General features: G+C 58.9%; 25 protein-coding genes and 1 tRNA gene. 17 read left to right on the plus strand and 9 right to left on the minus strand.

What is annotated here, in order from left to right; all coding sequences use genetic code 11:
* Positions 1–89: 89 nt before the first annotated feature.
* Entirely contained in the window at positions 90–578 is a 489-nt protein-coding gene (locus tag BTN45_RS20365; protein WP_246751713.1) for a hypothetical protein, read from the minus strand.
* 180 nt (positions 579–758) lie between these two features.
* Here BTN45_RS20365 and BTN45_RS20370 point away from each other — a divergent pair, with 180 nt between their 5' ends.
* Positions 759–1,382 carry a recombinase family protein gene (locus BTN45_RS20370; protein ID WP_207590763.1) on the plus strand — a complete coding sequence of 208 codons (624 nt, stop codon included), beginning with the start codon at positions 759–761 and terminating at the stop codon, positions 1,380–1,382.
* 437 nt (positions 1,383–1,819) lie between these two features.
* Here BTN45_RS20370 and BTN45_RS20375 read toward each other — a convergent pair whose 3' ends face one another.
* Positions 1,820–2,347, minus strand: a complete 528-nt coding sequence (locus BTN45_RS20375; RefSeq protein WP_207590765.1) for a DUF6428 family protein — start codon at positions 2,345–2,347, stop codon at positions 1,820–1,822.
* A gap of 41 nt (positions 2,348–2,388) precedes the next feature.
* Here BTN45_RS20375 and BTN45_RS20380 point away from each other — a divergent pair, with 41 nt between their 5' ends.
* The 6 genes from BTN45_RS20380 (at position 2,389) to BTN45_RS20405 (ending at position 7,793) form a co-directional block, all read left to right on the plus strand.
* Positions 2,389–2,739: a helix-turn-helix transcriptional regulator gene (locus BTN45_RS20380; protein WP_207590767.1), complete on the plus strand. Its 351-nt coding sequence runs from the start codon at positions 2,389–2,391 to the stop codon at positions 2,737–2,739.
* A 9-nt stretch (positions 2,740–2,748) separates the two neighbouring features.
* On the plus strand, positions 2,749–3,795 hold the full coding sequence (gene arsB / locus BTN45_RS20385) for an ACR3 family arsenite efflux transporter (protein WP_207590768.1): 1,047 nt from the start codon (positions 2,749–2,751) through the stop codon (positions 3,793–3,795).
* 2 nt (positions 3,796–3,797) lie between these two features.
* On the plus strand, positions 3,798–4,220 hold the full coding sequence (arsC, locus tag BTN45_RS20390) for an arsenate reductase (glutaredoxin) (protein WP_207590769.1): 423 nt from the start codon (positions 3,798–3,800) through the stop codon (positions 4,218–4,220).
* Positions 4,213–4,920: an arsenical resistance protein ArsH gene (gene arsH / locus BTN45_RS20395; RefSeq protein ID WP_207590772.1), complete on the plus strand. Its 708-nt coding sequence runs from the start codon at positions 4,213–4,215 to the stop codon at positions 4,918–4,920. Before arsC ends, arsH begins: the two co-directional genes overlap by 8 nt.
* A complete protein-coding gene (gene arsK, locus BTN45_RS20400) occupies positions 4,917–6,107 on the plus strand; it encodes an arsenite efflux MFS transporter ArsK (protein WP_207590774.1) in 1,191 nt (396 codons plus the stop codon). The genes arsH and arsK overlap by 4 nt, the downstream gene beginning before the upstream one ends.
* Positions 6,108–6,941: 834 nt before the next feature.
* Complete coding sequence (locus tag BTN45_RS20405; protein ID WP_207590775.1) at positions 6,942–7,793, plus strand: ParB N-terminal domain-containing protein; 852 nt, start codon at positions 6,942–6,944, stop codon at positions 7,791–7,793.
* A gap of 221 nt (positions 7,794–8,014) precedes the next feature.
* Here the strand turns inward: BTN45_RS20405 and BTN45_RS20410 are convergent.
* Together BTN45_RS20410 and BTN45_RS20415 are read right to left on the minus strand one after the other, a co-directional pair.
* Positions 8,015–8,090, minus strand: a tRNA-Ala gene (locus BTN45_RS20410).
* A gap of 152 nt (positions 8,091–8,242) precedes the next feature.
* On the minus strand, positions 8,243–8,629 hold the full coding sequence (locus BTN45_RS20415; RefSeq protein WP_004437826.1) for a TIGR02300 family protein: 387 nt from the start codon (positions 8,627–8,629) through the stop codon (positions 8,243–8,245).
* A gap of 226 nt (positions 8,630–8,855) precedes the next feature.
* Here BTN45_RS20415 and cmk point away from each other — a divergent pair, with 226 nt between their 5' ends.
* Together cmk and rpsA are read left to right on the plus strand one after the other, a co-directional pair.
* Positions 8,856–9,488 (plus strand): (d)CMP kinase, encoded by a 633-nt coding sequence (gene cmk, locus BTN45_RS20420; RefSeq protein ID WP_004437829.1) that lies wholly within the window; start codon positions 8,856–8,858, stop codon positions 9,486–9,488.
* 170 nt (positions 9,489–9,658) lie between these two features.
* Entirely contained in the window at positions 9,659–11,359 is a 1,701-nt protein-coding gene (rpsA, locus tag BTN45_RS20425) for a 30S ribosomal protein S1 (RefSeq protein WP_004437832.1), read from the plus strand.
* An 85-nt stretch (positions 11,360–11,444) separates the two neighbouring features.
* Here rpsA and BTN45_RS20430 read toward each other — a convergent pair whose 3' ends face one another.
* The 4 genes from BTN45_RS20430 to BTN45_RS20445 form a co-directional block, all read right to left on the minus strand.
* Positions 11,445–12,989, minus strand: a complete 1,545-nt coding sequence (locus tag BTN45_RS20430; protein WP_207590776.1) for a hypothetical protein — start codon at positions 12,987–12,989, stop codon at positions 11,445–11,447.
* A 265-nt stretch (positions 12,990–13,254) separates the two neighbouring features.
* On the minus strand, positions 13,255–13,563 hold the full coding sequence (locus BTN45_RS20435) for a hypothetical protein (protein WP_037090631.1): 309 nt from the start codon (positions 13,561–13,563) through the stop codon (positions 13,255–13,257).
* A gap of 48 nt (positions 13,564–13,611) precedes the next feature.
* Entirely contained in the window at positions 13,612–14,841 is a 1,230-nt protein-coding gene (locus BTN45_RS20440) for a hypothetical protein (RefSeq protein WP_207590777.1), read from the minus strand.
* Between the two features lie 82 nt (positions 14,842–14,923).
* Positions 14,924–15,550 carry a ribonuclease D gene (locus BTN45_RS20445; RefSeq protein ID WP_006698074.1) on the minus strand — a complete coding sequence of 209 codons (627 nt, stop codon included), beginning with the start codon at positions 15,548–15,550 and terminating at the stop codon, positions 14,924–14,926.
* 175 nt (positions 15,551–15,725) lie between these two features.
* On the opposite strand from BTN45_RS20445, the gene BTN45_RS20450 reads away from it, so the two are divergent.
* From BTN45_RS20450 to BTN45_RS20485, 8 genes are all read left to right on the plus strand, one after another.
* On the plus strand, positions 15,726–16,340 hold the full coding sequence (locus tag BTN45_RS20450) for a nucleoside 2-deoxyribosyltransferase (RefSeq protein ID WP_207590778.1): 615 nt from the start codon (positions 15,726–15,728) through the stop codon (positions 16,338–16,340).
* Positions 16,337–17,086, plus strand: coding sequence for an SDR family oxidoreductase (locus BTN45_RS20455; RefSeq protein WP_035210670.1), 750 nt, complete (start codon positions 16,337–16,339; stop codon positions 17,084–17,086). The genes BTN45_RS20450 and BTN45_RS20455 overlap by 4 nt, the downstream gene beginning before the upstream one ends.
* A gap of 552 nt (positions 17,087–17,638) precedes the next feature.
* Positions 17,639–18,826, plus strand: a complete 1,188-nt coding sequence (locus tag BTN45_RS20460; protein ID WP_207590780.1) for a Xaa-Pro peptidase family protein — start codon at positions 17,639–17,641, stop codon at positions 18,824–18,826.
* A 119-nt stretch (positions 18,827–18,945) separates the two neighbouring features.
* Positions 18,946–20,550 (plus strand): ABC transporter substrate-binding protein, encoded by a 1,605-nt coding sequence (locus tag BTN45_RS20465; RefSeq protein ID WP_207590781.1) that lies wholly within the window; start codon positions 18,946–18,948, stop codon positions 20,548–20,550.
* A gap of 63 nt (positions 20,551–20,613) precedes the next feature.
* Complete coding sequence (locus BTN45_RS20470) at positions 20,614–21,621, plus strand: ABC transporter permease subunit (protein ID WP_004437854.1); 1,008 nt, start codon at positions 20,614–20,616, stop codon at positions 21,619–21,621.
* Positions 21,618–22,532: an ABC transporter permease subunit gene (locus BTN45_RS20475; RefSeq protein ID WP_207590782.1), complete on the plus strand. Its 915-nt coding sequence runs from the start codon at positions 21,618–21,620 to the stop codon at positions 22,530–22,532. Before BTN45_RS20470 ends, BTN45_RS20475 begins: the two co-directional genes overlap by 4 nt.
* 3 nt (positions 22,533–22,535) lie before the next feature.
* Positions 22,536–23,375, plus strand: coding sequence for an ABC transporter ATP-binding protein (locus BTN45_RS20480; protein ID WP_022563464.1), 840 nt, complete (start codon positions 22,536–22,538; stop codon positions 23,373–23,375).
* Positions 23,372–24,217: an ATP-binding cassette domain-containing protein gene (locus BTN45_RS20485; protein ID WP_004437861.1), complete on the plus strand. Its 846-nt coding sequence runs from the start codon at positions 23,372–23,374 to the stop codon at positions 24,215–24,217. The genes BTN45_RS20480 and BTN45_RS20485 overlap by 4 nt, the downstream gene beginning before the upstream one ends.
* Positions 24,218–24,266: 49 nt before the next feature.
* Here the strand turns inward: BTN45_RS20485 and BTN45_RS20490 are convergent, their stop codons facing one another.
* Positions 24,267–25,736 carry a mannitol dehydrogenase family protein gene (locus tag BTN45_RS20490; protein WP_113344213.1) on the minus strand — a complete coding sequence of 490 codons (1,470 nt, stop codon included), beginning with the start codon at positions 25,734–25,736 and terminating at the stop codon, positions 24,267–24,269.
* Between the last annotated feature and the right edge of the window lie 39 nt (positions 25,737–25,775).

Here is a 25,775-nt window from a genome sequence, read left to right on the forward strand (position 1 = left end):
TGACATGACTTCTTGGTCGGCTTGGCATGACGATATTCGCGGCTTCTAGGTTATTGAGTGAGCTTATCTAGTTAAGGCTTAGGCGGCTATTATAGTGGCGGGGCGTTCCATCCCCTATCTTTGACGGGAGCGGCAACGGCCGGAGGAGGGCTCCCCGCGCTGGCTAGCAGGGTCTCGTATCTATCGATTATGCTTGCTGTCTGCGGGCGTAACATAGAGGCCGTGGCCCGCCATTCATGAAGTTTGCTGAGCGCTTTCTCCCAGTCGGTCCATGTGCTGGTGCGTTCGATCGTTGGCTTATAGCCCTCCGCCATCAGATAGATTTGCTCCGCTTGAGAACGCATCGTTGTTAGCGTGTCATGGACACTTTGGTAAATCGCGGGTTGCCCCGGAAACTGTGCCTCTACCCGGCGAAGTAGGTCAGGTGTGGCGAGGCTCAACATATTTACGCATTGTGCGGCCTCCGCAGCCACTTCCGCGTTCAGACGGTAGGCTTCAATCCGGCGTTCACTGACTTTGCTGCTTCGGTCCTTCTCCCAACCGATCGCCGCCAAAATGATAGAAAGAAAATCCACCACGCCCCCCCTTTGTTGCGCATTTAGCGTAATACGCTTTCAAGTTGAATTCCATATGTGGCTGGCGTCCATTTGGGTGTGCATCAAGAGAACCACGAAAATACCGGTTCGATAAATACCTATTGACAACCCAAATGGAACCGATGATAAGCGAACCACATAAAACGAACCAAGGGGTTCCAGATGCTTACCAGAGCCTACCTTCGCGCCAGCACAAAAGAGCAAGATGCGAGCCGAGCCAGAAACGACCTCCAGAGGTTTGCTGACGAACTCAGTCTGAAAGTGGCGTCTTGGTACGTCGAGAATGAGAGCGGCGCTTCCTTGGCTCGCCCTGAGCTGTTTAGGCTGCTTTCCGACTGCCATCCCGGCGACATCCTACTGGTCGAACAAGTTGACCGCCTTAGCCGCCTCAACGCTGAGGATTGGTCGAAGCTCAAAGCTGAAATCACCGCTAAGCGCGTTCGGGTTGTCGCCCTTGATCTTCCCACCTCCTACCAGTTGGCGAACTCGGGAGACGACTTCACAAGCCGAATGCTGGATGCAATCAACGGCATGATGCTCGACATGCTGGCCGCTATAGCACGTAAGGACTACGAGGATCGCCGCAGGAGGCAGCGACAGGGCATCGATAAGGCCAAGTCCGATGGAGTTTATCGGGGCCGCCCAGAGGACGCCAAGCGGAACGAGGCAATCATTGCTATGCTCAAGTCTGGCCAAAGCTGGAACAATATCGTCAGCGCCACAGGGTGCTCGCGCTCGACACTATCTCGACTGGCGAAGCGCATTGCTTCCGCACAGGAGGCATAAGGATGGAAGCGGCGGTTCAAGTTTTGCACTGGCTGGTCATAGGCGGCATGACTATTACGGGGGTCATCGGCGTCTGGGAGACGTTCTTCCGGCGATGATCTTGGGAGGCCAAGCAAGAATAAAGATGGATACGGATTGTAGATTATATAAGATTAGTGCGATTTTCGGTAAAAACAGGCTGAGTAAAAATTAAGCGAGAATGCGCTTCTATCATCAAAGGCGATCAAATTCTGATGCAACATGCGAATTAGTTGCTAGGGCTATAAATGGGAAGAGGATGATTTTTACTGTCTGTCAATTACCACCCCATTAAGGAAATGACGTCAAAAAAATCAGTCGGATTTACTTCCTGATACTTCCCGCCATTCGCGCTGGGTTTCGCCTACCGTCATTCGTGCGTCCCTATCTGTTTCCCCCAAAGCCCCCGCGCGTTCCCTTCAAGTGCAGCATGAGGACGTCTTCTGTCCCCCGCAGCAAGAGCCATCTGCTTTCGTATTCTGTTGCGCCAACCACCGGTCACGTGGCTTGCAACTGGCTGCGCGAGGTGCGAGGCGGATTTCCAGAGTGTCGCCTGAAACGGTTGGACTGTCTGCGCAATAGAGCCGCATCGGCTGCACTCCGTCGCTAACTTCGAACGTCAACCGTGCGGAGCTTTCAAGGCTGACATGCTCGGACACTTTGCGGATGATAGCGGAGAACTTCCCGGCTGGCATGTGAGTGCGATCATCCTCGTCAATATCCCATAGCTGCACGAATATCTCCGCCCATGCTTCGGGGTTAGCACCGCAGTCAAGCGCCGCGAACTGACCGGCTTTTACCTCAGTGACGTGGTAGCCGCCTCTAATCCTTCCACCATCGTAGGTGAAGACCAGGGGCATCTCTGTGGCGTTGTCCAGCGTGGCTAATAGGTCGCCTAAGCTGATGTCGGTAGCGGACTGCAAAAGGGGCTTGCCGTGAGCATTCATCTGCGTTACTCCCGTTTCAATAGTTCAAGGATCATTGAAATATGGATCAACGTCAAGCTCTGACATCGTTCGCCGCGCTTTCGCAGGAAACCCGGCTTCAGATCGTTCGAATGCTCGTAGTGGCAGGACCAGATGGGATGGCGGCGGGAATGGTGGCAGAGAGAACCGGCCTGTCGCCGTCGAATGTCTCATTCCACCTCAAGGAACTGGAGCGTTCCGGGTTGATCACTCAGAAGCGCGTCTCACGCTCTATCATCTCATTCGCCAACTATGAGGCGCTTGGCGGTCTAGTGCGGTTTCTCATGGAGGACTGTTGCGCGGGCCATCCCGAGATTTGCGCTCCCGCTGCCGAGATCGCGGCTTGCTGCGCTCCTGTCCAGAATGTGCAGTGAGGAACCGGGATGTCTCCGTTTGAACGATACCTGACCGTTTGGGTTGGCCTTTGCATTATCGTAGGCGTCACGCTTGGTCACTTCATGCCAGCCACTTTCCACGCGATTGGGGCGCTGGAGGTTGCCAATGTCAATTTGCCCATGGCAGTCCTGATCTGGCTAATGATCATCCCAATGCTGATGAAGATCGACTTCTCGGCGCTGGGGAAGGTCGGTCGGTATTGGCGCGGTATCGGTGTCACGGTCTTTGTGAATTGGGCGATCAAGCCGTTCTCGATGGCGCTGCTTGGCTGGCTGTTCATCGGCTGGCTGTTCCGGCCGTTCCTTCCAGCGGACCAGATCGATTTTTACGTTGCTGGCCTGATCATCCTTGCCGCCGCCCCTTGCACCGCAATGGTGTTCGTCTGGTCCAATCTGACCAAAGGAGAGCCCCACTTCACTCTCTCGCAAGTCGCCTTGAACGACGCGATCATGGTTGTGGCATTCGCGCCGGTCGTTGGCCTCCTGCTCGGGCTGTCCGCAATCACCGTGCCATGGGACACCCTGATCCTTTCGGTGGTCCTGTATATTGTCCTTCCGGTGATCGTGTCCCAAGTCCTGCGCCGCCTTACCGACGCCAATCGGCTGGCCGAAACGCTGCAACCGGTCTCGCTGATCGCACTACTGGCAACTTTGGTTATGCTGTTCGGCTTTCAAGGAGAGCAGATCATTGCGCAGCCGACTATCATTGCGCTGCTGGCCGTCCCTATCCTGATCCAAGTCTACTTCAATGCGGGGCTGGCCTACCTACTCAACCGATGGAGCGGTGAGGAGCATTGCGTTGCTGGTCCATCGGCTCTGATCGGTGCCTCTAACTTCTTCGAACTGGCCGTCGCTGCTGCAATCAGCTTGTTCGGCTTCAAGTCGGGCGCTGCACTCGCAACAGTCGTCGGTGTCCTCGTAGAGGTGCCTGTCATGCTGTCTGTCGTCTGGATCGTCAATCGTAGCAAGGGTTGGTACGAGCGTGGCCATCGGGTGCGCACTGGTTCTCATTCCATCAATTCCAAAGAGGCATGACAATGGACGCCACCATCTATCACAACCCCGAATGCGGAACCTCTCGCAACACCTTGGCCCTGATCCGCCATGCGGGAATTGAGCCGACAGTCATTGAGTATCTGAAAGAGCCACCGTCACGGGACCAACTCGCCTCCATGATCGCTGATGCAGGGTTGTCCGTGAGGGAGGCCATTCGGGAAAAGGGAACGCCGTACGGAGACCTTGGCTTGAACGATCCGGGCTTGAGTGATGCGCAGCTTCTCGACACCATGCTTGAGCATCCGATCCTTATAAACCGGCCTTTTGTTGTGACGCAGACAGGGACGCGCCTTTGCAGACCGTCCGAAGTCGTCCTCGACATCCTGCCAGATACGCATAAGGGACCTTTCACCAAGGAAGACGGCGAACAGGTATTGAACGAGCAGGGGAAGCGCATTGTCTGATCTGCCCGCAGCTTCGCTCGACCATCTACAGCAGCCCGATCTTGAGGCGCTACGCCCGCAGTGTGCGAACCACAAGCCCCGTATTTTGATCCTGTATGGGTCACTTCGCGAGGTCTCATACAGTCGTCTACTCGCCCAAGAAGCGCGGCGGTTGTTAGAGCATTTCGGTTGTGAGGTCCGCATATACGATCCAAAGGGACTTCCGCTGCCGGATGAGGAACCAGCAAGTCACCCCAAGGTGCAGGAGCTTCGCGAACTGTCGGAATGGTCAGAGGGGCAAGTTTGGGTCAGTCCGGAACGCCACGGCGCAATGACCGGCGTCATGAAATCACAGATCGATTGGATACCCCTTGCCATCGGTTCGGTTCGTCCGACACAGGGCAAGACCCTCGCAGTGATGGAGGTTTCGGGCGGCTCTCAGTCGTTCAACGCGGTCAACCAGATGCGCGTCCTCGGGCGCTGGATGCGGATGATCACCATTCCCAACCAGTCGTCGGTATCAAAGGCTTATCAGGAGTTCGACGCTGACGGCAGAATGAAGCCGTCGCCATTCTATGACCGCGTGGTGGATGTTTGCGAGGAGCTTGTGAAGTTCACGCTGCTGACGAGGGGCGCTTCTGCCTATCTGGTTAACCGCTACAGCGAGCGGAAAGAAGACGCGGAGAAGCTAGAGCAACGCGTGGCGCTCAAGTCCATATGACCCCGGAACGGTTTCCCCTCGGAGCCGTCCTCGGCCTCGGCATCACCCAGATCATCGGCTACGGAAGCCTCTATTACAGTTTCAGCATCCTCGCGCCTGACATGGCGAAAGACTTTGAATGGTCCGTGGAGTGGGTCTTCGGAGTTCTCTCCGCTGCACTGCTTGTCGGCGGGCTTGTTGCCCCTTGGCTTGGCCGCTGGATAGATCGGTTCGGCGCTGGCAGGGTCATGACGTTTGGCTCTCTGGCTGCTGCTGTGGCGTTGATAGGATGCGCCCTGGCACCTGATCGAACCACTTTCACGGTGACGCTGATTTCGGTCGAGGTGTCTGCCAATCTGGTGCAGTATGGGGCGGCGTTTGCCTTGCTGGTCCAGATCGGCCCTGCCACCGCGCAACGAAGCATCACGTATCTAACGCTGATCGCCGGTTTCGCATCGACAATCTTTTGGCCGATCACAAGCGCCCTTCACGCGCACCTTTCGTGGGAGAGCGTCTATCTCGTATTCGCGGGCCTCAATCTTCTGGTTTGCCTCCCTATCCATGCTTGGCTGGCCCACACAGCCACGCAACGCAAGAAGAACGGCGGCGCTCATAAGACCGCCCATACGGTAGCGGGATCACTTTCCCCCGATGCCCGGAAGACTGGCTTCATTCTGATGGTGACAGCCTTTGCGCTGCAATCGCTCGTAGGCTCAGCGGTGCTTGTCCATATGGTGCCGCTGCTGTCTGGCCTTGGGCTTGGCGCTTCCGCTGCGCTGGTTGGGACACTGTTCGGCCCTGCACAAGTTGCCAGCCGGTTGATCAACATGGTGCTAGGGAAAGACCTCCCGCCGCTTACGTTGGCCACCATAGCCGCCGCGCTCATGGCCCTTTCGGGACTGGTTCTTGCCGCAACTTCCCCCGCCGCGATGGGCGCGATGGTCTTTGCGGTCTTGTTCGGCTTCGGGAACGGGCTGTTCAGCATCGTCTCGGGAACGCTTCCGCTGTCGTTGTTCGGCAGTGAAGGCTATGGGCGACTACAAGGAAAGGTCATGTCGGCTCGGCTCATCGTCTCCGCCAGTGCGCCTTTCGTTTTCGCTCTCGCTATGTCGAACCTCGGGACGCTGGCCTCTATCGCCATCATTTCCGGCATTGGGGCAGCGGCTGTTGCGACCTTCGTTTTGATCGGGTGGATGCAGCGAAAGTGATTACGCCGTCCACTAGTATAGCAACATCCTCCAATCAGGTTTCATGATAGGTGGACCCTTTTAGGATGCACACTCGGACAACGACCTGCAATCTCAGTCAGGTTTTCCGAAGCCTTCCAATTACCCCACCCACTAGAAATCAGGCGCGATCATCTCCCCAATCATACCCATGTCTGGGCTGATCGCATTTCGCCGCACAACAGTACCCGACCACCTCGCTTCTTCCAATGAGCGGCCCTCGACCAATTAGGCCGTTCAATAGAACTAATTCCCGGTTCACATATCCCATGTCTATCGGGCGCTTAATGGCGACCTAGCGACCGCCTTCATCAATCCACCTCAGTGGCCTTCCGAGAACCCCTCGGAGGGCCTTTTTCATTTTATGCGAAAGGAAAAGCTCATGAGAGCAGAAGCAGCAAGAACAGTGTCCGAAAGAAGCAGATTGGCACAGGAAAGACAGCCGATCCCGTTTATTGACGAGTTTGGCCAGCGATGCCTTCGGGTGCCGTTGGACAGCAAGAGAAAGAGATACGCGGTCGTTGACGAAGCATCTTATCAAAGAGCTACAGCGGACAGAGCCACAGGCGTCTGGCTGTTGAACGACAACGGACACGGTAACTCCTATGTCCGATGCTGGAGCCTCGCGAGCGGTAGCGGCAAGCCAACTCTAGTTCAGGTCGCAAGGTTGATCACCGACGCGGGGAGAGGGAAGATCGTCCGCTATGCAAATGGGGATAGGCTCGATCTTAGAGCCAGCAATCTCAGAAGTCGGCGCGGATCGGCCAAGAGGTGCGACGGCCAGATTGCGTCAATCTCCGAAATGGAGGTCGCAGTATGAGCGGGGGCGCGGGAAACCCCGCCACCCTTCGCAAGAGAGCGACGGTTGCCATCGAGCGGATCAACCAGACGGATCACTTCAAGTTCCGCTGGGGCAAGCTCGACAAGTACCATAAGGCTGACCTTGCGGGTCATATACGGAAGACCGGGAAGGCACTTGATCCTGTTCTCCTATGGCAAGACAGCGAGGCCAGCCAAGACACGAGTGTCGCTCTGGTCCTCATTGATGGCGAGCATCGCTTGGCGGCGTACAAGGCCGCAGGGTGGAAGCGGGGTATTCCGGCGGTCATTCTTCACTGTGACCGTCGAACGGCGTTGCTGGCTGCTCTGGGGGCGAATGCAAAGCAGGTCCTTCCGCTCAGTCGAACAGAGAGAACGGACGCGGCTTGGAGGCTGGTGAGGGAAGCTGTCGAGCCATCTTATACCCGCAAGGAGATTGTCGGCATGGCCAGCGTGTCGGCCCGTACAGTCAACTATATGCGCAGCCGATGGACCGAAATGGTCAAGGCGGGGCAGGAGCCTACAGGGGAATGGTGGCGTGACCGCTCTGGTCCATCGGAGGAGCGGGAGGGGTCGGAAATGACCGACGCTCGACGGGAACGGGAGATTGCAATCCTCGTGTCTGAAATCCGCGATGTCATCGACAGACGTAAGAGGCCAGAGAAGGCGATCTTACGGGATGGCTGGGCGGTCGATACCGCAATCCTTGAGGCTATTGGCGACAAACGCTTCAAGGAACTGGCTGACTACTTCTTCGGAGAGAATGAGGAACGGGACGAATGGTTCGGGGACACCCTGACCGATGATGCCGATTGCTCGGACGACGAGATGGAGGACGTCAACTTCTGACACCAAGGGTGCAATGAGTAGGGAGGTGCAATTGCACCCCCTGCTGCTTCCGCCTCGGGTATCCACCGTCCCGACCGATAGCCGGCCACAGCCTGAAACCCAATAATATCAGCGATAGCTGAAAATTGGTCTGAAAGGTTGGTCTGAATTGGTCTGAGAGGGTTCGGGAAATTCCCCGTAAGGGTTTGATAAAATTATCAAATATGGATGTCTAGGAAAATTGGTGGAGCTAAGCGGGATCGAACCGCTGACCTCTTGCATGCCATGCAAGCGCTCTCCCAGCTGAGCTATAGCCCCATAAGGGTTCCGGCATTTCTTCCGGTTCCGGGAACCGAAGCGGTTGTTGTTCCGTTCGGTGGCGGCTTACTACTGCGGCTTTCCGACGAGTGCAAGCATAAAAAACGGCCCGGCGTCATTTTTTTGTCGTCGGGCCGAATTATCGAATAAAATCAAGCTTCTTCGTCGTCGCCCGATACGCCGATGATACCGGACATGTCGTCGTCGTCATCCTCGTCGTCGGTTTCCAGGAAGGTGTCGTCGTCGTCGTCGATTTCGACGTCATCGTCGTCGCCGAGATCAGGGATATCGTCGCCGCTGTTGTCGCCGTCGGCATCTTCCAGCGACACGAGTTCGACTTCCGTGTTTTCGGTATCGACTTCCGCTACATCCTCTTCTTCAGCCTGCTCGAGCTTTGCCTGAGCTGTGCTTTCCTCGAAGAAGGAGAGCGGCCAGGACTTGCCGGTGTAAGGAGAAACGACCGGATCGCGGTTCAGATCGTAGAACTTCTTGCCGGTATCGGGGTCTGTGCGCTTGGTACCAAGTTCCGCTTTTGCCACTGTCTAAGCCTCAAATTGTCGAATGAGTTTCGGTGTGTACGCCGTAAAACCGGCATAGACGGTAAAATTTATAGCCGGTCCCCTTAATCGTTGCGCTCTTTCGTGTCAAAGACAAACTTCGGGTGCCTCCTGCCTTGGCGCAACCCCTGTGCGGGAATGCTGATATAAATCGTAAGGCGTGTCGCACTCTATTATATGAATAACAGATGCACAGGCGGAAAGCTTAATGACCTTCACGATCGCCATAGACGGGCCGGCTGCGGCGGGCAAGGGAACCCTGTCGCGAAAGATCGCGGAAGCCTACGGTTTTCATCATCTCGATACCGGGCTGACCTACAGGGCGACAGCGAAGGCGCTTCTGGACGCGGGCCTGCCGCTGGATGACGAGGCCGTGGCGGAGAAGGTCGCCCTGGAGGTCGATCTTGCGGGGCTCGACCGCTCCGTCCTGTCCCGGCACGATATTGGCGAAGCCGCGTCGAGGATTGCGGTGATGACACCGGTGAGGCGCGCGCTCGTGATGGCGCAGCAGCGTTTTGCCTTGAGGGAGCCGGGTACGGTTCTCGATGGCCGCGATATCGGCACGGTAGTATGCCCGGATGCACCAGTGAAGCTATATGTCACCGCCTCTGCCGACGTGCGGGCGCGCCGGCGCTACGATGAGATTCTGGCCAATGGCGGCACCGCGGATTATGATGCCATTTTCGCCGAGGTGAAAAAACGCGACGAGCGCGACATGGGCCGCGCCGACAGTCCGCTGAAGCCGGCGGAAGACGCACACTTGCTAGATACGTCGGAAATGAGTATAGAGGCGGCGTTTCAGGCCGCGCGCACGATCATCGACGCCGCTCTGAAGAGATAGGTTTTTCGCGGAACGGCTTCCTGCCGTCTGCGTTTAGTCAGGAATTGCCCGAAGACATGTCCTTGCGCCGGAAAGCCTTTTGAAAAGGCGGGCATGGGGTCGGGTATCAACAACACTAGCCCACCGGCGCTTTTGTATTCGCCATCGCGCGGATGCAATCAGGAGATTTCATGTCAGTATCTACCCCCACGCGCGAAGATTTCGCAGCGCTTCTCGAAGAATCCTTTGCCTCCAACGATCTTGCCGAAGGCTATGTTGCCAAGGGTATCGTAACGGCAATCGAGAAGGACGTTGCCATCGTCGACGTCGGCCTCAAGGTTGAAGGCCGCGTACCGTTGAAGGAATTCGGCGCGAAGTCCAAGGACGGCACGCTGAAGGTCGGCGACGAAGTCGAAGTTTACGTCGAGCGCATTGAAAACGCTCTCGGCGAAGCCGTTCTGTCGCGCGAGAAGGCTCGCCGCGAAGAAAGCTGGGTCAAGCTCGAAGCCAAGTTCGAAGCTGGCGAGCGCGTCGAAGGCGTCATCTTCAACCAGGTCAAGGGTGGTTTCACCGTCGATCTGGATGGCGCTGTTGCGTTCCTGCCGCGTTCGCAGGTCGACATTCGTCCGATCCGCGACGTTACCCCGCTGATGCACAACCCGCAGCCCTTCGAAATCCTCAAGATGGACAAGCGTCGCGGCAACATCGTTGTTTCGCGTCGTACGGTTCTCGAAGAGTCGCGTGCCGAGCAGCGTTCTGAAATCGTTCAGAACCTCGAAGAAGGCCAGGTTGTTGACGGCGTCGTCAAGAACATCACCGATTACGGTGCGTTCGTTGACCTCGGCGGCATCGACGGTCTGCTGCACGTCACCGATATGGCATGGCGCCGCGTCAACCATCCTTCGGAAATCCTCAACATTGGCCAGCAGGTCAAGGTTCAGATCATCCGCATCAACCAGGAAACCCACCGTATCTCGCTCGGCATGAAGCAGCTCGAGTCGGATCCGTGGGATGGCATCTCCGCCAAGTACCCGGTTGGCAAGAAGATCTCCGGTACGGTCACGAACATCACCGACTACGGTGCATTCGTTGAACTGGAGCCGGGCATCGAAGGCCTGATCCACATTTCCGAAATGTCCTGGACCAAGAAGAACGTACACCCCGGCAAGATCCTGTCCACGAGCCAGGAAGTTGACGTTGTCGTTCTCGAAGTCGATCCGTCCAAGCGCCGTATCTCGCTCGGTCTCAAGCAGACGCTTGAAAACCCGTGGCAGGCATTCGCTTACAGCCATCCGGCTGGCACGGAAGTCGAAGGCGAAGTCAAGAACAAGACCGAATTCGGCCTGTTCATTGGCCTCGAAGGCGATGTCGACGGCATGGTTCACCTGTCGGACCTCGACTGGAACCGTCCGGGCGAGCAGGTCATCGAAGAGTACAACAAGGGTGACGTCGTTAAGGCTGTCGTTCTCGACGTTGACGTTGAGAAGGAACGCATCTCGCTCGGCATCAAGCAGCTCGGCAAGGACGCTGTCGGCGAAGCCGCTTCTTCCGGCGACCTGCGCAAGAACGCAGTCGTTTCCGCTGAAGTCACCGCGGTCAACGATGGCGGTATCGAAGTGAAGCTCGTCAACCACGAAGACCTCACCTCGTTCATCCGTCGCGCTGATCTTTCCCGTGACCGTGACGAGCAGCGCCCTGAGCGCTTCTCCGTTGGCCAGGTTGTCGACGCCCGCGTCGTCAACTTCTCGAAGAAGGACCGCAAGGTCATGCTTTCGATCAAGGCTCTGGAAATCGCTGAAGAGAAGGAAGCCGTCGCACAGTTCGGTTCGTCCGACTCGGGCGCTTCACTCGGCGACATCCTCGGCGCGGCTCTGAAGAACCGCGGCGAATAATCGTCTAGATCGTTGAAATGAAGAACCCGCCGGAATTTTCCGGCGGGTTTTTTCTTGGGCGATCCGCCGGCAGGCAATGTGGCGTTCAGAGGACGCCGCTCATCTTGAGATAATAATTCTCCGCGCTGTCGTCGGAGGCCGTCGCCGTCGGACTTTCCTGCGTGTCGATCCCGTCATTGGCGGCAATGCGCTCTTCCAGGCCATCGCCATCGCCGGAATTTTCAGACTCCGCTCCGCTTTCGCTTTCCGCCTCATCGTCGGAAAAAGGCCCGCCGCCGCGGGGTGGCGTTTCTGATTCGTAATCATCATCGGCAGGGGGATAAGCGACGAGCGGCAGCGGCGTGCCGTCTTTTGCCAAAGCGGCGGCGATCAGCGATTGCGAAGCGGATTGCTCCATCATCGCCATTCTCGCTTCCGGGTCCAGCGGGAGTCGCGAAGAGTAGGGAGTTTCAGGCCGGTGAGCCACTGTTTCCGCTTCTTCCCCTGTTGGGTGGGCAGCGGACGTCATCAGCCCCGACTTTTCGGTTGGCTGATCGTCGGGCGATGGCGGCTCGATGCCCTGCGGCATGGCGGGGGGCTGCTGCGTCGTGCTTGCTCTCGCCGGCAGTTTGCCGGCCGTGGCGGCCAGCACAAGACGGGCCACGTTCTCTGCATCAGTTGCAGGCGGGCCGAAGATTGATGGTGAGGCGGTGCGGACGTCTTTCTGCTCGGTCTTCATCATCTCCCGAGGCGGAAGGGCAGGGCGTGTTTCGCCGATTTGCGCGCGAGGCGAATTGCCTGGACGGGTCTCTGCCGGCGCTTCTTTTGTCATGCTGCCCGTCTGCGGCGGAAGCGGACGCGTCGTGTTTTCCGTCCTGCCTTCCGGTTTTGCCGACTGGTCTGGCAGGTCAGGCGCATCTGCGGGCGCGGCGGAATGCCGGACGGCTCCTTCCGGTTGCGCGGTCAGCGCCGTGACCGTTGCCTTCATTGCCGCACCGCTGAGAGCGAGGGGGCCAGTGAGCAGCGGCAACAGACGGCCGGTTGTCGTGGAGCCCGGCAATTGCGCTGCCGCGGGCGGATTGGAACGGAACTCCGCATTGGGGTTCGCGGCGGTCGGCTGCTGCCTGGGCTGGGCGGGCGCCGGACTGGCGGAATTATTCTGCTGATAGGAGGAGACCACCGCCCTCGCAGCCAGATCGGCCCCCCTGTAGCGCGAAAGCTCGATCAGCAGCGCAAGCCGCGCCGCATCCGGTCCCGTCGGCTGTTTCAGGATTTCCGCGAGCATCGAAAGGCTGAGACCCTGCAGGGCTTTGCCAATCTGCTGTTCCAGCGCAAGACGCTGCGCGGGCGGCAGGGCGCGTAAGGCTTCCGTCAGACGCCCGACATAGGTTTCGACAGCTTCGCCGTCCCGTCGCGGCAGGTTCATCAGCTTGCCGAGTGTTTCCGCCAAGACTGCGGTGCTCCGGGCCAGCTGGAACTCGCCGGCGAGGGAGGCCACTGCAGCCCGTGAAAAAAGGCTGGCGCTCTGTTCGGGAAGGGCAGCGCTTGGTTGCGGCTGCACGACGCCTTTCGGCTGCGCGCGCTGCGCCGGCGCGAGCGAGGCTCCATAGGTGGCATCGGCTGCGGAAACTTTGGATACAGGCGGTAACATGCTGCGCTCCGTTTCTATCGGTGGCCGGCGCCGGCTGCGAAAGCGCCAATCCCCATTGGCTCTGTGATCCGCATCTGCCTCGAATGTTGAAAATCGCCACGCCGCTGGCATACAGGTGTCATCTCGCCCGCTCATGCGGGAGCGCCATGTGCACCATAGGCTCGAAGGCCCGCTCTTTTCAGCGCACACAGAATCATCAAGCCGAATCCTCGCCTGCAGATATTAAGATTTGGCTAACCAAGTGATTGCGACCGGCCGGACCGGCTCAGGGCGAAACGCCGATGAACATGCGATAAAGCCCGTTATCGTCCGAATTGACGGAGGAGATACGATCGGGTTCGCTCACCGTGACTTCCAGCGCCTCCGGCGGCATGGCATCCAGCCAGCTCGCTTTCGGAAAGCTCCGCTCCGGCTGGATTTCTGCGGGCGCGATAGTCGCTTCTTCGCCAGCCAGTGAAATGATGGCGGCATCCTCCGGCGCGAGGGGCGGAGCCGCCATGGAGAGAAGGGCCTGGGCCGCGTTCGGTTCGGCATCGTGAATGGCGCCGCCTGATACGCCTGAGATATCAACCATGTCTGAACTCACATCATGTTTCGCTCACGTGGCAGTTCCAGACGGCAATCATGCCGCCTTTTTCTTCAGCAATGCATAAAGGCCATTTTCATCGACCGAAATCGGCAAGATGTCGGTTCCGGCAGCTTCGACAGCTGCCTGTGCATCAAGCAGTTTTTCCGCCTCGTTTTCCGCATCGGCCGGCGTGGTGGCCGCATCCGCTCCCTCAGGCTCGTTATCGCCTTCAGCAGGTGGGGCCTCTTCCGCCGGCGTTGCCGCGAGCACGGAAATCAGGGCGATTTCCGATGAGATGTCGGCGGGGCCCTGGCCGGCTGCGCCATCCGCCTTCTCATCGGCGGAGGCGTCAATGTGCTCCTTCACGACGTCCTGAATTTCCTGCACGTCCTCAAGCTTGCCCTGTGCGTCACGGGTCTGGATATCTTCTTCCCGTTCGGCTGCCACTTCCGCATCGTTGATTTCGCCAATGCGCTTTTCGCCACGTTCGGCCTGCAATTCTTCCTTGGACTTCGGATCTGTCACGTCTTCCAGACGCTGGATGACCTTCAGGGTCTCCCTTGTCATGAAGAGAGTGCCTTGCGCCTTGTCATTGAGCGCATCTTTTACCGCTCGCGCCTGATCTCCGTAAGGATTGGCGATGGCGGCGATCATCGCGCTGGCTGAGATGCCGAGCTCCTCGAGACCGGTCGATTCCTCCAGTTCACTGACGTTCCTGGGCAAGGTCGCCCGCGCGGCCATGATGGCCTCCGACATCTGCGCGCCAAAATCCTCCTCCGTTCCGGTGAGGCCGGCACGCTCGGCGATGCGGGCGGCAAGCGCCGCCATGGGATCGGTTTTGGCGTTGACGCCGTTGTTCAGCACATCGACGACCTGCAACTGCGAAACACCGAAGGAGGCGAGGGAAATTGTGGTGGCTTTTCCCTGCGCATCGGTTTTTTCGAAACTCTGGGTCAGGGTCAGCGCATCCTGAAGCCTTTGTGCAAAGGAAAAATTGGATTCATCCACGTCCTGCGTGATGCCGAGGGCGGCAGAAAAGCGGGAAACAAGCGAGGCGAAGGCATCCGGGTCCGGCTTCATGGCACCGAAGAGATAAGCGCTTATCTTCTCATTGGCGACGCGCTGGCTTTCATCCGGCTGCGGGTTCGTTCTGACCGCATCATCCTTCTTGGTGCCGTTGGCCTTTTCCTGCTCCTCGCGCTGGCGTTCCTCGATGGTTTCGACCATCGAGCGCATGAGGTCGCTCACTGCAATGCCCGCCGTCTGTTGTAGCGGAGTAATCATCTGGAAAGTCCCCGGCCGCCCAAAGTTACGGCCGAGAATAGGCAAGTCTGGTAAATCAGTGTTTAAACGAAGGCGAAAACGCTCAGCTATGGGCGAAAATGTCGGTTTCGTCCCAGCCGAGCAGGTCTAGCTTCGCACGGGTCGGTAAAAACGCGAAACAGGCATCGGCATGATCAAGGCGGCCGTCGCGGATGAGACGCGCCGTCAGCTTGTCGCGCAGCGCATGCAGATAAAGAACGTCGGAAGCGGCATATTCGAGCTGCGCCGGGGAAAGCGTTTGCGCTGCCCAGTCCGAAGATTGCTGCGCCTTGGAAATATCGACCTCCAGCATTTCCTTGAGGTTGTCCTTCAGCCCGTGCCGGTCCGTATAGGTGCGGGTCAGCCGTGAAGCGATCTTGGTGCAGAAGACAGGCGTGGTCGTCACACCGAACGTATGAAAAAGCACGGCGATATCGAAACGGCCATAGTGAAAGATCTTCTGGTGGGCGGGATCGGCAAGCATGCGCACGAGGTTCGGCGCTTCTTTCTGCCCAGCGGCGATGCGGATGATGTCTGCCGTGCCGTCGCCCGGCGAAAGCTGGACGACGCAGAGGCGGTCGCGACGCGGCACCAGCCCCAGCGTTTCCGTATCGATGGCGATGGCGCCGGTATAGCGCGCGGCATCTTCGGCGGAAATATCGCCTTCGTGATAACGGATGGGTGCTGCCATGTCCTGCTCCAGAAATTCCAGTCTACTGCTCCGGCTATAACGGAAAGACTAGCGGGACGATACCGTTTTATCGGTCGGTCCGCCGCGCCACGCCGCACGCCCTTGGCACTTGCCTTTGCGAAAGTCCCCGGGTTAGGGTCGGAAATCTTTTCCTGACAAATCGCATGAATTCCCGATGACAAAGAAAATCTATCTCGCTGGACCGGAAGTGTTCCTCCCGAACGCGCGCGAAATGCTCGACCTCAAGGCAGCACTGGCGCGGGAGGCCGGCTTTATCCCGCTTTCGCCGGGCGATCTGCAGATCCCGCCGGCGGATACCAGGATCGGTCATGGCTGCAACATCAATGAAGTCGACGAAGGGATGATGCTTGAAGCGGATGCCGTGATTGCCAATCTCACACCGTTTCGCGGCATCGCCGCCGACACGGGAACGAGCTACGAGCTGGGCTTCATGTGCGCGCTGGGCAAGCCGGTGTTCGCCTACACCAATGTCGCGGCCAATCACTTCAGCCGCATCAAGGCGCATTACGGCAATGTCGTCACCGTGGATGAAACAGGGCGGTATCGCGGACCGGACGGGTTGTCGATCGAGAATTTCGACATGGTCGACAATCTCATGCTGCACGGCGGGATTTTGCGGCGGGGCGGCAGCGTTATTGTCGGCGACGTTTCCGATGAGGACTTGTATACGGATCTCGCCGCCTACCGGCGTTGCCTTGCAGCGGCGGCGGAAAAACTACTGACACCGATTGACCCTGAAAAAACGAATAGAGTGGAGGCATCATCATGAGCGGAACCATCCTCATCACCGGCGCGACGTCGGGCTTCGGAGAGGCTACGGCCCGACGCTTCATTAGAGAAGGGTGGAAGGTCATCGGCACGGGCCGTCGGGCGGAACGACTGGAGGCACTGGCGGCCGAACTCGGATCGGCTTTCTACGGCGCCGCCTTCGACATCACCGATGAGGACGCGGCCGAAAAAGCGCTTGCCGCCTTGCCGGAGGGCTTCCGAGACATCGATGTCCTCGTCAACAATGCCGGTCTGGCACTGGGCACGGCCCCCGCGCCGCAGGTGCCGCTAAAGGACTGGCAGACCATGGTGAACACCAACATCACCGGTCTACTGAACATCACCCACCATCTCCTGCCGACACTGATCGACCGTAAAGGTATCGTCGTCAACCTTTCGTCTGTTGCCGCGCATTATCCCTATACGGGCGGCAATGTATACGGCGGCACCAAAGCCTTCCTGCGGCAGTTTTCGCTCGGTCTGCGCTCGGATCTGCACGGCAAGGGCGTCAGGGTAACCTCAATCGAACCGGGCATGTGCGAAACGGAATTTACGCTGGTGCGCACCGGGGGCAATCAGGAAGCTTCGGACAATCTCTACAAGGGCGTCAATCCGATCACGGCCGATGATATCGCCAACACCATCTATTGGGTCGCCTCACAGCCCAAACATATCAACATCAACAGTCTTGAGCTCATGCCAGTCAACCAGTCCTTCGCCGGTTTCCAGGTCTACCGGGAGAGCTGACCTCCCGCGGTAGGGTAGGTTGTGCCGAAAAACCGGGCAGTCATTCCGGAGCTATGCAGAAATGCAATGCTGCATTGCGAGACTTGCTCTGTTAAAAATCACAGATACCGCTATATTCAAATCATCGAAGCGACGCACTCCTCCTCCCAGCGTCGCTCGATGTGGATCGGTGGTACTCCTCCTCCCAATCACCGATCAAGTTTGAAGCCTGCCGCACCTCCTCCCGCGGCAGGCTTTTTCCTTTTCTGGGCTCTTTTTTACGTGGTGGATTGGCGTTCGTTTCCCCGACTGCACGCGACGCGTGGATAAGGGGCCGGTTTCTCCCTTGGATTTCTGGGGGATTTTTGATTTCCGCGTCAAGGCAACGACTCCTGAAATCAGGCTCGCGTCGATCACGATTTCGTTATGTCTAGATAAATATGCACAGTTTTGTGGCGGTGCGTCCTCCCGCCCCATTGCTTAGCCCTCCCCCTGTGGTTAAGCATGGGCAAAAGAACGCTTGGGAGGTGCCGGCACGCCAGTGTCCGTGCGCCCGAAGGCGGCGGGGAGAGAATGGCAGACTTTCAAGAGGCGCTGAAGCAGTTTCAGCCGGTCGCGGTTTCATCGATCGCTGAAGACGAGCTCAGGTTGCGGTTGCGTGGCCTGCAGGCGCGAATGACCCAGCAAAACATCAAGGCGGTCTGGCTCGACGCTTCGTCGTCGCTGACTTATTATACCGGTCTGTCGCTTGGCCTTTCCGAGCGTATTCACGGTGCTCTGGTGCCGGCCGAGGGCGAGCCGATCTATATAAGCCCAACCTTCGAGGAACCGAAACTCCAGACCCTGATCCGTATCCCCGGCGCAGTCGCCACCTGGGAAGAGGATGAAAGCCCGTTCGACGTGATGGCAAGGCGCATCGGTGCGCTGGCCTGTGCAGGTCACTTCGTCGCCATCGATCCCGCCACGCCCTTTGTTTTCGCATCCGCGCTCATGCAGCGTCTGGAAGGCCGCATCATTTCCGCTCAGCCGTTGATTGTCGCCCAGCGGCAGGTCAAGTCTGCAGCGGAGATCGCCCTCATTCAGACAGCGATGGACGCGAGCTATAATGTGCAGAAGGCGGTGTTCGAAGGCCTGCGTCCCGGCATCTCCACCACGGAAGTCGCGGATTTCGTTAATGCCGCCCATATTGCCCTTGGCATGAAGCCGCTTTTTGTGGCGGTGCAGTTCGGCGAGGCGACGGCCTATCCGCATGGCGTGCCCCATGCGCAGACGCTGAACCAGGGCGACATGGTACTGGTCGACCTCGGTGGTATTCTTCATGGCTATCGTTCCGATATCACCCGTACCTATGTCTTTGGCAAGCCAACGGAACGGCAGCGTTTTATCTGGAATGCCGAACGTGACGCACAGGCCGCGGCCTTCGCTGCCGCCCGCGTTGGCGCCGCCTGTTTCGAGGTGGACAAGGCCGCCCGGGACAGTCTGAAGGCGGCCGGATTTGGTCCGGATTATCAGCTTCCCGGTCTGCCGCACCGCACGGGTCACGGGCTTGGGCTGGATATTCACGAAGAACCCTATATCGTTGCAGGAAATGCCACGGCGCTTGAGCCCGGCATGTGTTTTTCCATCGAGCCGATGCTGTGCGTTTATGGGGAATGCGGCGTTCGTCTCGAAGATATCGCTTACATGACGGAGGCAGGGCCGCGTTGGTTCTGCCCACCGGAAACGAACCTCGACCGGTTGTTTCAGCCGGTCGCCGGGTAATTGGTCGGGAGGCAAAGACCGAACGGCGAGACGGGCATCCCCGTGCCGCCGCTGACCAGAAGAGGTAGGCCCCTGGAGGGGGCCGCAGGAACTCAGAAAAAGAGGGAAAGGACCATCAGATGAAAATGCTGACCCGCAGTTTGCTTATCGCTTCTGCACTTGCGATGACTTCCGCCATGCCAGCCATGGCGAAGACCTTCGTTTACTGCTCCGAGGCATCGCCGGAAGGCTTTGATCCGTCGCCTTACACCGCCGGCGGCACCTTCGACGCTTCCGCGCATCCGGTCTACAACCGTCTGACGGAATTCAAAAAGGGCACGACAGAAGTAGAGCCAGGCCTTGCGGAAAAGTGGGACGTTTCCAAGGATGGTCTCGAGTATACTTTCCACCTGCGCAAGGGCGTCAAGTGGCACTCCAACGACAAGTTCACGCCGAGCCGCGAATTCAACGCTGACGACGTGATCTTCAGCTACAACCGCCAGGGCGACGCGAAGAACCCGTGGAACCAGTATATCGCAGGCATCACCTACGAATATTACAACTCCATGGAAATGCCGTCCCTGATCAAGGAAATCGTCAAGGTTGACGATTACACGGTCAAGTTCGTGCTGACCCGCCCGGAAGCGCCGTTCCTCGCCAACATCGCCATGCCTTTCGCATCCATCGTGTCGAAGGAATATGCCGATACGCTTGAGAAGGCCGGCACCAAGGAAGACTTCAACAACCTGCCGATCGGCACCGGTCCGTTCAAGTTCGTCGCCTATCAGAAGGATGCGGTCATCCGCTTCCAGAAGAACGCCGACTACTGGGGTGAAGCCCCGAAGATCGACGACCTGATCTTCGCGATCACGCCTGACGCCGCGGTTCGCCTGCAGAAGCTGAAGGCTGGCGAATGCCACCTGATGCCATACCCCGCTCCGGCTGATCTCGCGACCATCCGCGCCGACAAGAACCTCAAGCTCGATGAACAGCCGGGCCTGAACGTCGCTTACTTCGCCTACAACACGACCGTTGCACCTTTCGACAAGCCGGAAGTCCGCAAGGCGCTGAACATGGCGATGAACAAGCAGGCGATCATCGACGCTGTGTTCCAGGGTGCAGGCCAGGTTGCCAAGAACCCGATCCCGCCGACAATGTGGTCCTACAACGACAGCATCAAGGACGATGCTTACGATCCGGAAGCTGCCAAGAAGGCTCTCGAAGCCGCTGGCGTCAAGGATCTGTCGATGAAGATCTGGACGATGCCGGTGCAGCGTCCTTACATGCCGAACGCCCGTCGTACCGCCGAGCTGATCCAGTCGGATTTTGCTAAGGTCGGCGTCAAGGCCGAGATCGTCTCCTTCGAGTGGGGTGAATATCTCAAGAAGTCCACCGAAACGAAGCGCGACGGTGCCGTCATCCTCGGCTGGACCGGCGACAACGGCGACCCGGACAACTTCCTTAGCGTTCTCCTGTCCTGCGCCGCAACCGGTGAAGGCGGTGCGAACCGTGCACAGTGGTGCAACAAGGAGTTCTCGGACCTCTTGGCCAAGGCAAAGCAGACCACCGACGTTGCCGAGCGCACCAAGCTTTATGAGCAGGCACAGGTGATCTTCAAGGAACAGGCTCCGTGGGCGACGCTTGCGCACTCCACGCAGTTCGTTCCCATGTCTGCCAAGGTTTCCGGCTTCACCATGAGCCCGCTTGGCGACTTCACCTTCGAAAACGTCGACATCGCGGAGTAATCCCCGAACAACCGGACGCGCGGAAGAACCCTGTTCTTCCGCGCGTCTTTTCAGGAAAAAGCCATGATCCGGTTCATTCTCGGCAAACTTCTCTATCTCGTTCCGACCTTCCTCGGGATCACCATCGTTGCCTTCGCCTTCGTGCGCGTCCTGCCGGGCGATCCCGTGCTGCTGATGGCGGGCGAGCGTGGCATTTCGCCCGAACGGCATGCGCAGCTTGCCGAACAGCTCGGCTTTGCCCAGCCCGTGTGGCAGCAATATCTTCATTTCCTGGGACGGCTGCTTCAGGGCGATCTCGGCAATTCGCTGGTCACCAAGAAGCCGGTTCTCACCGAGTTCCTGTCGCTCTTTCCCGCGACGGTCGAGCTTGGTCTCGTCGCCATCATCATCGCAACGCTCATCGGCGTTCCGGTCGGCGTGATCGCCGCTATTCGCCGCGGCTCCTGGTTCGACCAGATTTCCATGACGACGGCGCTCGTCGGCTTCTCCATGCCGATCTTCTGGTGGGGTCTGCTGCTCATCATCATGTTCTCCGGCATCCTGCAATGGACGCCGGTTTCGGGCCGCATCTCGCTGATGTATTTCTTCCCCTCCGTTACCGGTTTCATGCTGATCGACAGCCTGATTTCGGGACAGAAGGGCGCCTTCGCCTCGGCCTTTTCGCATCTCATCCTGCCCTCGGTGGTGCTTGCCACCATTCCGCTTGCCGTCATTGCGCGCCAGACGCGCTCGGCCATGCTGGAGGTTCTCGGCGAGGATTATGTGCGCACGGCCCGCGCCAAGGGCATGTCGCCTTCCCGTGTCGTCGGCATCCATGCGCTGCGCAACGCCATGATCCCCGTCATCACCACCATCGGTCTGCAGATCGGCGTGCTGATGGCTGGCGCCATCCTGACCGAAACCATCTTTTCCTGGCCGGGTATCGGCAAGTGGATGATCGATTCCATCTCGCGCCGCGACTATCCGGTCGTGCAGAGCGGCCTGCTGTTGATTGCGGGTCTGGTGATGATCGTCAACCTGCTCGTCGACCTGACCTACGGCCTCATCAATCCAAGGATCCGTCACAAATGAGCGATGTGACCACAGCTCCGGTCGTCAGGCTTTCTGACGCCGCCATCCGCCGCCGGATGATCGCCGATTTCTGGTTCTATTTCCGTCAGAACCGTGGTGCCGTCATCGGCCTTGCCGTGTTTATTCTCCTCGTGCTGGTCGCGGTTTTTGCGCCGCTCATCGCACCGCATGATCCAACCCAGCAATATCGCGATGCGCTGCTGGTGCCGCCGGTCTGGCAGGAAGGCGGCCGTGCCGGCTTCTTCTTCGGCACCGACGCCGTCGGGCGTGACATGTTGTCCCGTCTGATATACGGCGCGCAATATTCGCTGTTCATTGGCATCGTTGTCGTTTCCATCGCGCTCGTTGGCGGCATTGTCATCGGTCTCATCGCAGGCTTCTTCGGCGGCTGGGTCGATACCGTCATCATGCGTGTGATGGACGTCATCCTGGCGTTCCCATCGCTGCTTCTGGCGCTGGTGCTGGTCGCGATCCTTGGGCCGGGGCTCACCAACGCGATGATCGCCATTGCCATCGTCTATCAGCCGCATTTTGCGCGTCTGACGCGTGCGGCGGTGATGAGCGAGCTTCGGCGTGAATATGTCACGGCCGCGCGCGTGGCCGGTGCCGGCAATCTCCGGCTGATGTTCAAGACCATCCTGCCGAACTGCCTTGCGCCACTGATCGTACAGGCAACGCTTTCGTTCTCGTCTGCGGTTCTCGATGCGGCCGCACTCGGCTTCCTCGGCATGGGCGCTCAGCCGCCTGCCTCCGAATGGGGCACGATGCTGGCGGAAGCGCGTGAGTTCATTCTGCGCGCCTGGTGGGTTGTTACCCTTCCCGGCCTGACGATCCTGACCTCGGTGCTTGCCATCAACCTGATGGGTGACGGGCTGCGTGATGCGCTCGATCCCAAACTGAAGCGGAGCTGAGATATGAGCCTGCTGAAAATCAAGAACCTGACGGTGAAATTCGCCACCGCCACCGGTGCCTTCACCGCCGTCGACGGCATTGATGTGTCCGTGGACAAACACGAAGTGCTGGCCATCGTCGGTGAATCCGGTTCGGGCAAATCGGTATCGATGCTCGCCGTCATGGGCCTGCTGCCCGATACGGCGACGATTACCGCCGATGAGATGGTCTTTGACGGCATCAATCTGCTGGCCATGTCGCCGCAGGAGCGCCGCAAGCTGATCGGCCGTGAGATCACCATGATCTTCCAGGAGCCGGTCGCCTCGCTCAATCCGTCCTTCACGGTCGGTTTCCAGATCGAGGAAGTGCTTCGCCTCAATCTCGGCATGAGCGGCGCTGCCGCACGCGCCCGCGCGCTGGAGCTATTCCGTGCTGTCGGTATTCCCGATCCGGAATCCAAGCTCAAGGCCTATCCGCACCAGATGTCGGGCGGGCAGTGCCAGCGCGTGATGATCGCCATTGCGATTGCCTCCAAGCCGCGTCTCCTGATCGCCGACGAGCCGACGACTGCGCTCGACGTGACGATACAGAAGCAGATTCTCGACCTGCTGATGAAGCTGCAGGAAGAATATGGCATGGCGCTGATCCTCATCACCCACGATATGGGCGTGGTTGCCGAGACCGCCGATCGTGTCGTCGTGCAATATAAGGGCCGCAAGATGGAGGAGGCGGATGTGCTGAGCCTCTTCGAAGCCCCGCAGCATCCCTACACCAAGGCATTGCTTTCGGCCCTGCCGGAAAATGCCACCGGCGACCGTCTGCCCACCGTCTCCGATTTCTTCGGCAAGGAGGGCGTTCGATGAGTATCGTGGTTGAAGGCAAGGGCATTACCCGCGACTATCACGTTCCCGGCGGCCTGTTCGGCGGTGCGAGGATGGTGCAGGCCCTGAAGGGCATCGATTTCGCCGTCGAGCGCGGCAAGACGCTCGCTATTGTCGGTGAATCCGGCTCGGGCAAGTCGACGCTGGCTCGCATCATTGCCCTCATCGATCCGGCTTCCGGCGGTGAATTGAAGATCGATGGCCAGCCGGTCGATATCGCCAGGCGCCGTCCCGGCACGGAAATGCGCTCCAAGGTGCAGATGGTGTTCCAGAACCCCTATGGCAGCCTCAATCCGCGCCAGAAGGTGGGTGACGTGCTGATGGAACCACTCATCATCAACACGAAAATTCCTGCTTCCGAGCGCCGCGAGCGGGCTGAAGCCATGCTCGTCAAGGTTGGCCTTGGTCCTGAGCATTTCAACCGTTATCCGCACATGTTCTCCGGGGGGCAGCGCCAGCGTATCGCCATTGCGCGTGCACTGATGCTGAACCCGGCGCTGCTGGTGCTGGACGAGCCGGTCTCGGCACTCGATCTTTCGGTGCAGGCACAGGTCTTGAACCTGCTGCGCGATCTGCAGGAGGAATTCGAACTGACCTATGTCTTCGTCAGCCACGATCTTTCCGTTGTACGTTACATTGCTGATGACGTGATGGTCATCTCCAAGGGCGAAGCGGTGGAGCAGGGCACGCGCGAGGAACTTTTCGCCGATCCGAAGCACCCCTATACCCGTCAGCTCTTCGCCGCGACCCCAATCACGGATGTCGATGCCATTCGCGCCCGCGTGGAGCGCCGCAAGGCGGCGAGACAGGCGGCGACAGCCTGACGGTTGACGAAAGGTTGGGAGCAGGCCGGATTTCCGGCCTGTTCTTTTTTCAGGACTTCAGGAATCGCCCAATTGCCGCCAGGGCGCCCTGCTCGCGAATGTTGCGATAGGCGGCTTTCAGGGCCAGGACAAAGGTTTCGTTGGCGGGCAGGTCGCTGCCAAAGGTGCGTTCGAAACCGAGGAAGCGGTCGACCACCGCATCCGGAGCCATCGCCAGTTGATCCGGCGCATCCCACTCCCTGAAGGCGGGGTCGAGAATGGTGATCGGCTGCCCCTTTTCATCCTCCTCTGCGCAGGACCTGATCCACAGCGCGACGGCAAAAATGACCGCTCCGCACTCAGCCTTTTCCGCCAGCAATTCTCGTAGTGGTGAAAGTATCCGCAGCGGCACTTTCTGCGACGCATCGGAGGCGATCTGCATGGTCTTGTGCTGCAATGAGGGATTGGCGAAACGCTGCCGCAGGCCGGCTGCGAATTCAGAACCATCGACGGCAGGATCCAGCGTCCGTCCGACCTCACGCCAATAGACGTCGATGAAGTCGCGCACGGTCTTTTCAGCCCAGGCATCGGCCACCGTCGCAAGGCCGGCAATCTGGCCGATGGCGGCGATGGCGCTGTGGGAGCCGTTCAGCATCCTCAGCTTCATATGCTCGTAAGGTTCGACATCATCGACGAATTCCACGCCCGATTTCTCAAGCGCCGGTCTGCCATGAGGAAAACGGTCTTCGATGACGAAACGGAAATAAGGTTCCGCAACGACCGGCCATGCATCGCTGAGGCCGAGTGCGGCCGAAATCGCATCCCGGTCCGCATCCGTGGTGGCGGGAACGATACGGTCCACCATCGAGCAGGGGCAGGCAATATTGGCTTCGATGAAGGAGGCCAGTTCCTGATCCGCAAGGCTCGCGAATTCCAGCAGCAGCTTTCGCAGCGCGTGGCCGTTGGCGGGCAGGTTGTCGCAGGACAGCAGTGTCAGCGGCAGGGAACCTTCGGCACGTCTGCGCCGGGTCGCTGCAAGGATGAAGCCGAAGATCGAGCGCGGCCGCTCCGGATTTTCGAGATCGTGGACGATATCGGGATGGTCACGCAGCAGGCTGCGGGAGGCGAGATTGGTCAGGTAACCCTTCTCCGTCACAGTCAGAGTCACGATGAGAACGCGCGGGTCGGCCATCCGCTCCACCAGTCGCTCCGGGTTTTCCGGGGCGACGACGGTTTCAAGAATCGAGCCGACGATGCGCAGGCGCTCGCTTTGGCCATCGCGAAGGCAGAAGGTGTAGAGATTATCCTGCGGTTCGATGGCGTCGCGGGTGTCCGGGCTGCGCAGCGATGCGGCGACGATGCCCCATCCTGTTTCGCCGCGATTGAGGCAATCGTCGATGAAAACCGCCTGATGCGCCCGGTGAAAGGCGCCGACGCCGAGATGCACGATGCCGGGCGTGATTTTCATGCGCTCATAGGCAGGGGTCGTGACCGTGTGCGGCAGGCGGGGCAGGGTTCTAGCGGAAAGCCGGTCCATCATCAGCACAAAATCCCCCTGGCGAATGAGATGGTTTCGGCT

Source organism: Rhizobium sp. ZX09, assembly GCF_017357485.1.
Classification (GTDB): domain Bacteria; phylum Pseudomonadota; class Alphaproteobacteria; order Rhizobiales; family Rhizobiaceae; genus Agrobacterium; species Agrobacterium pusense.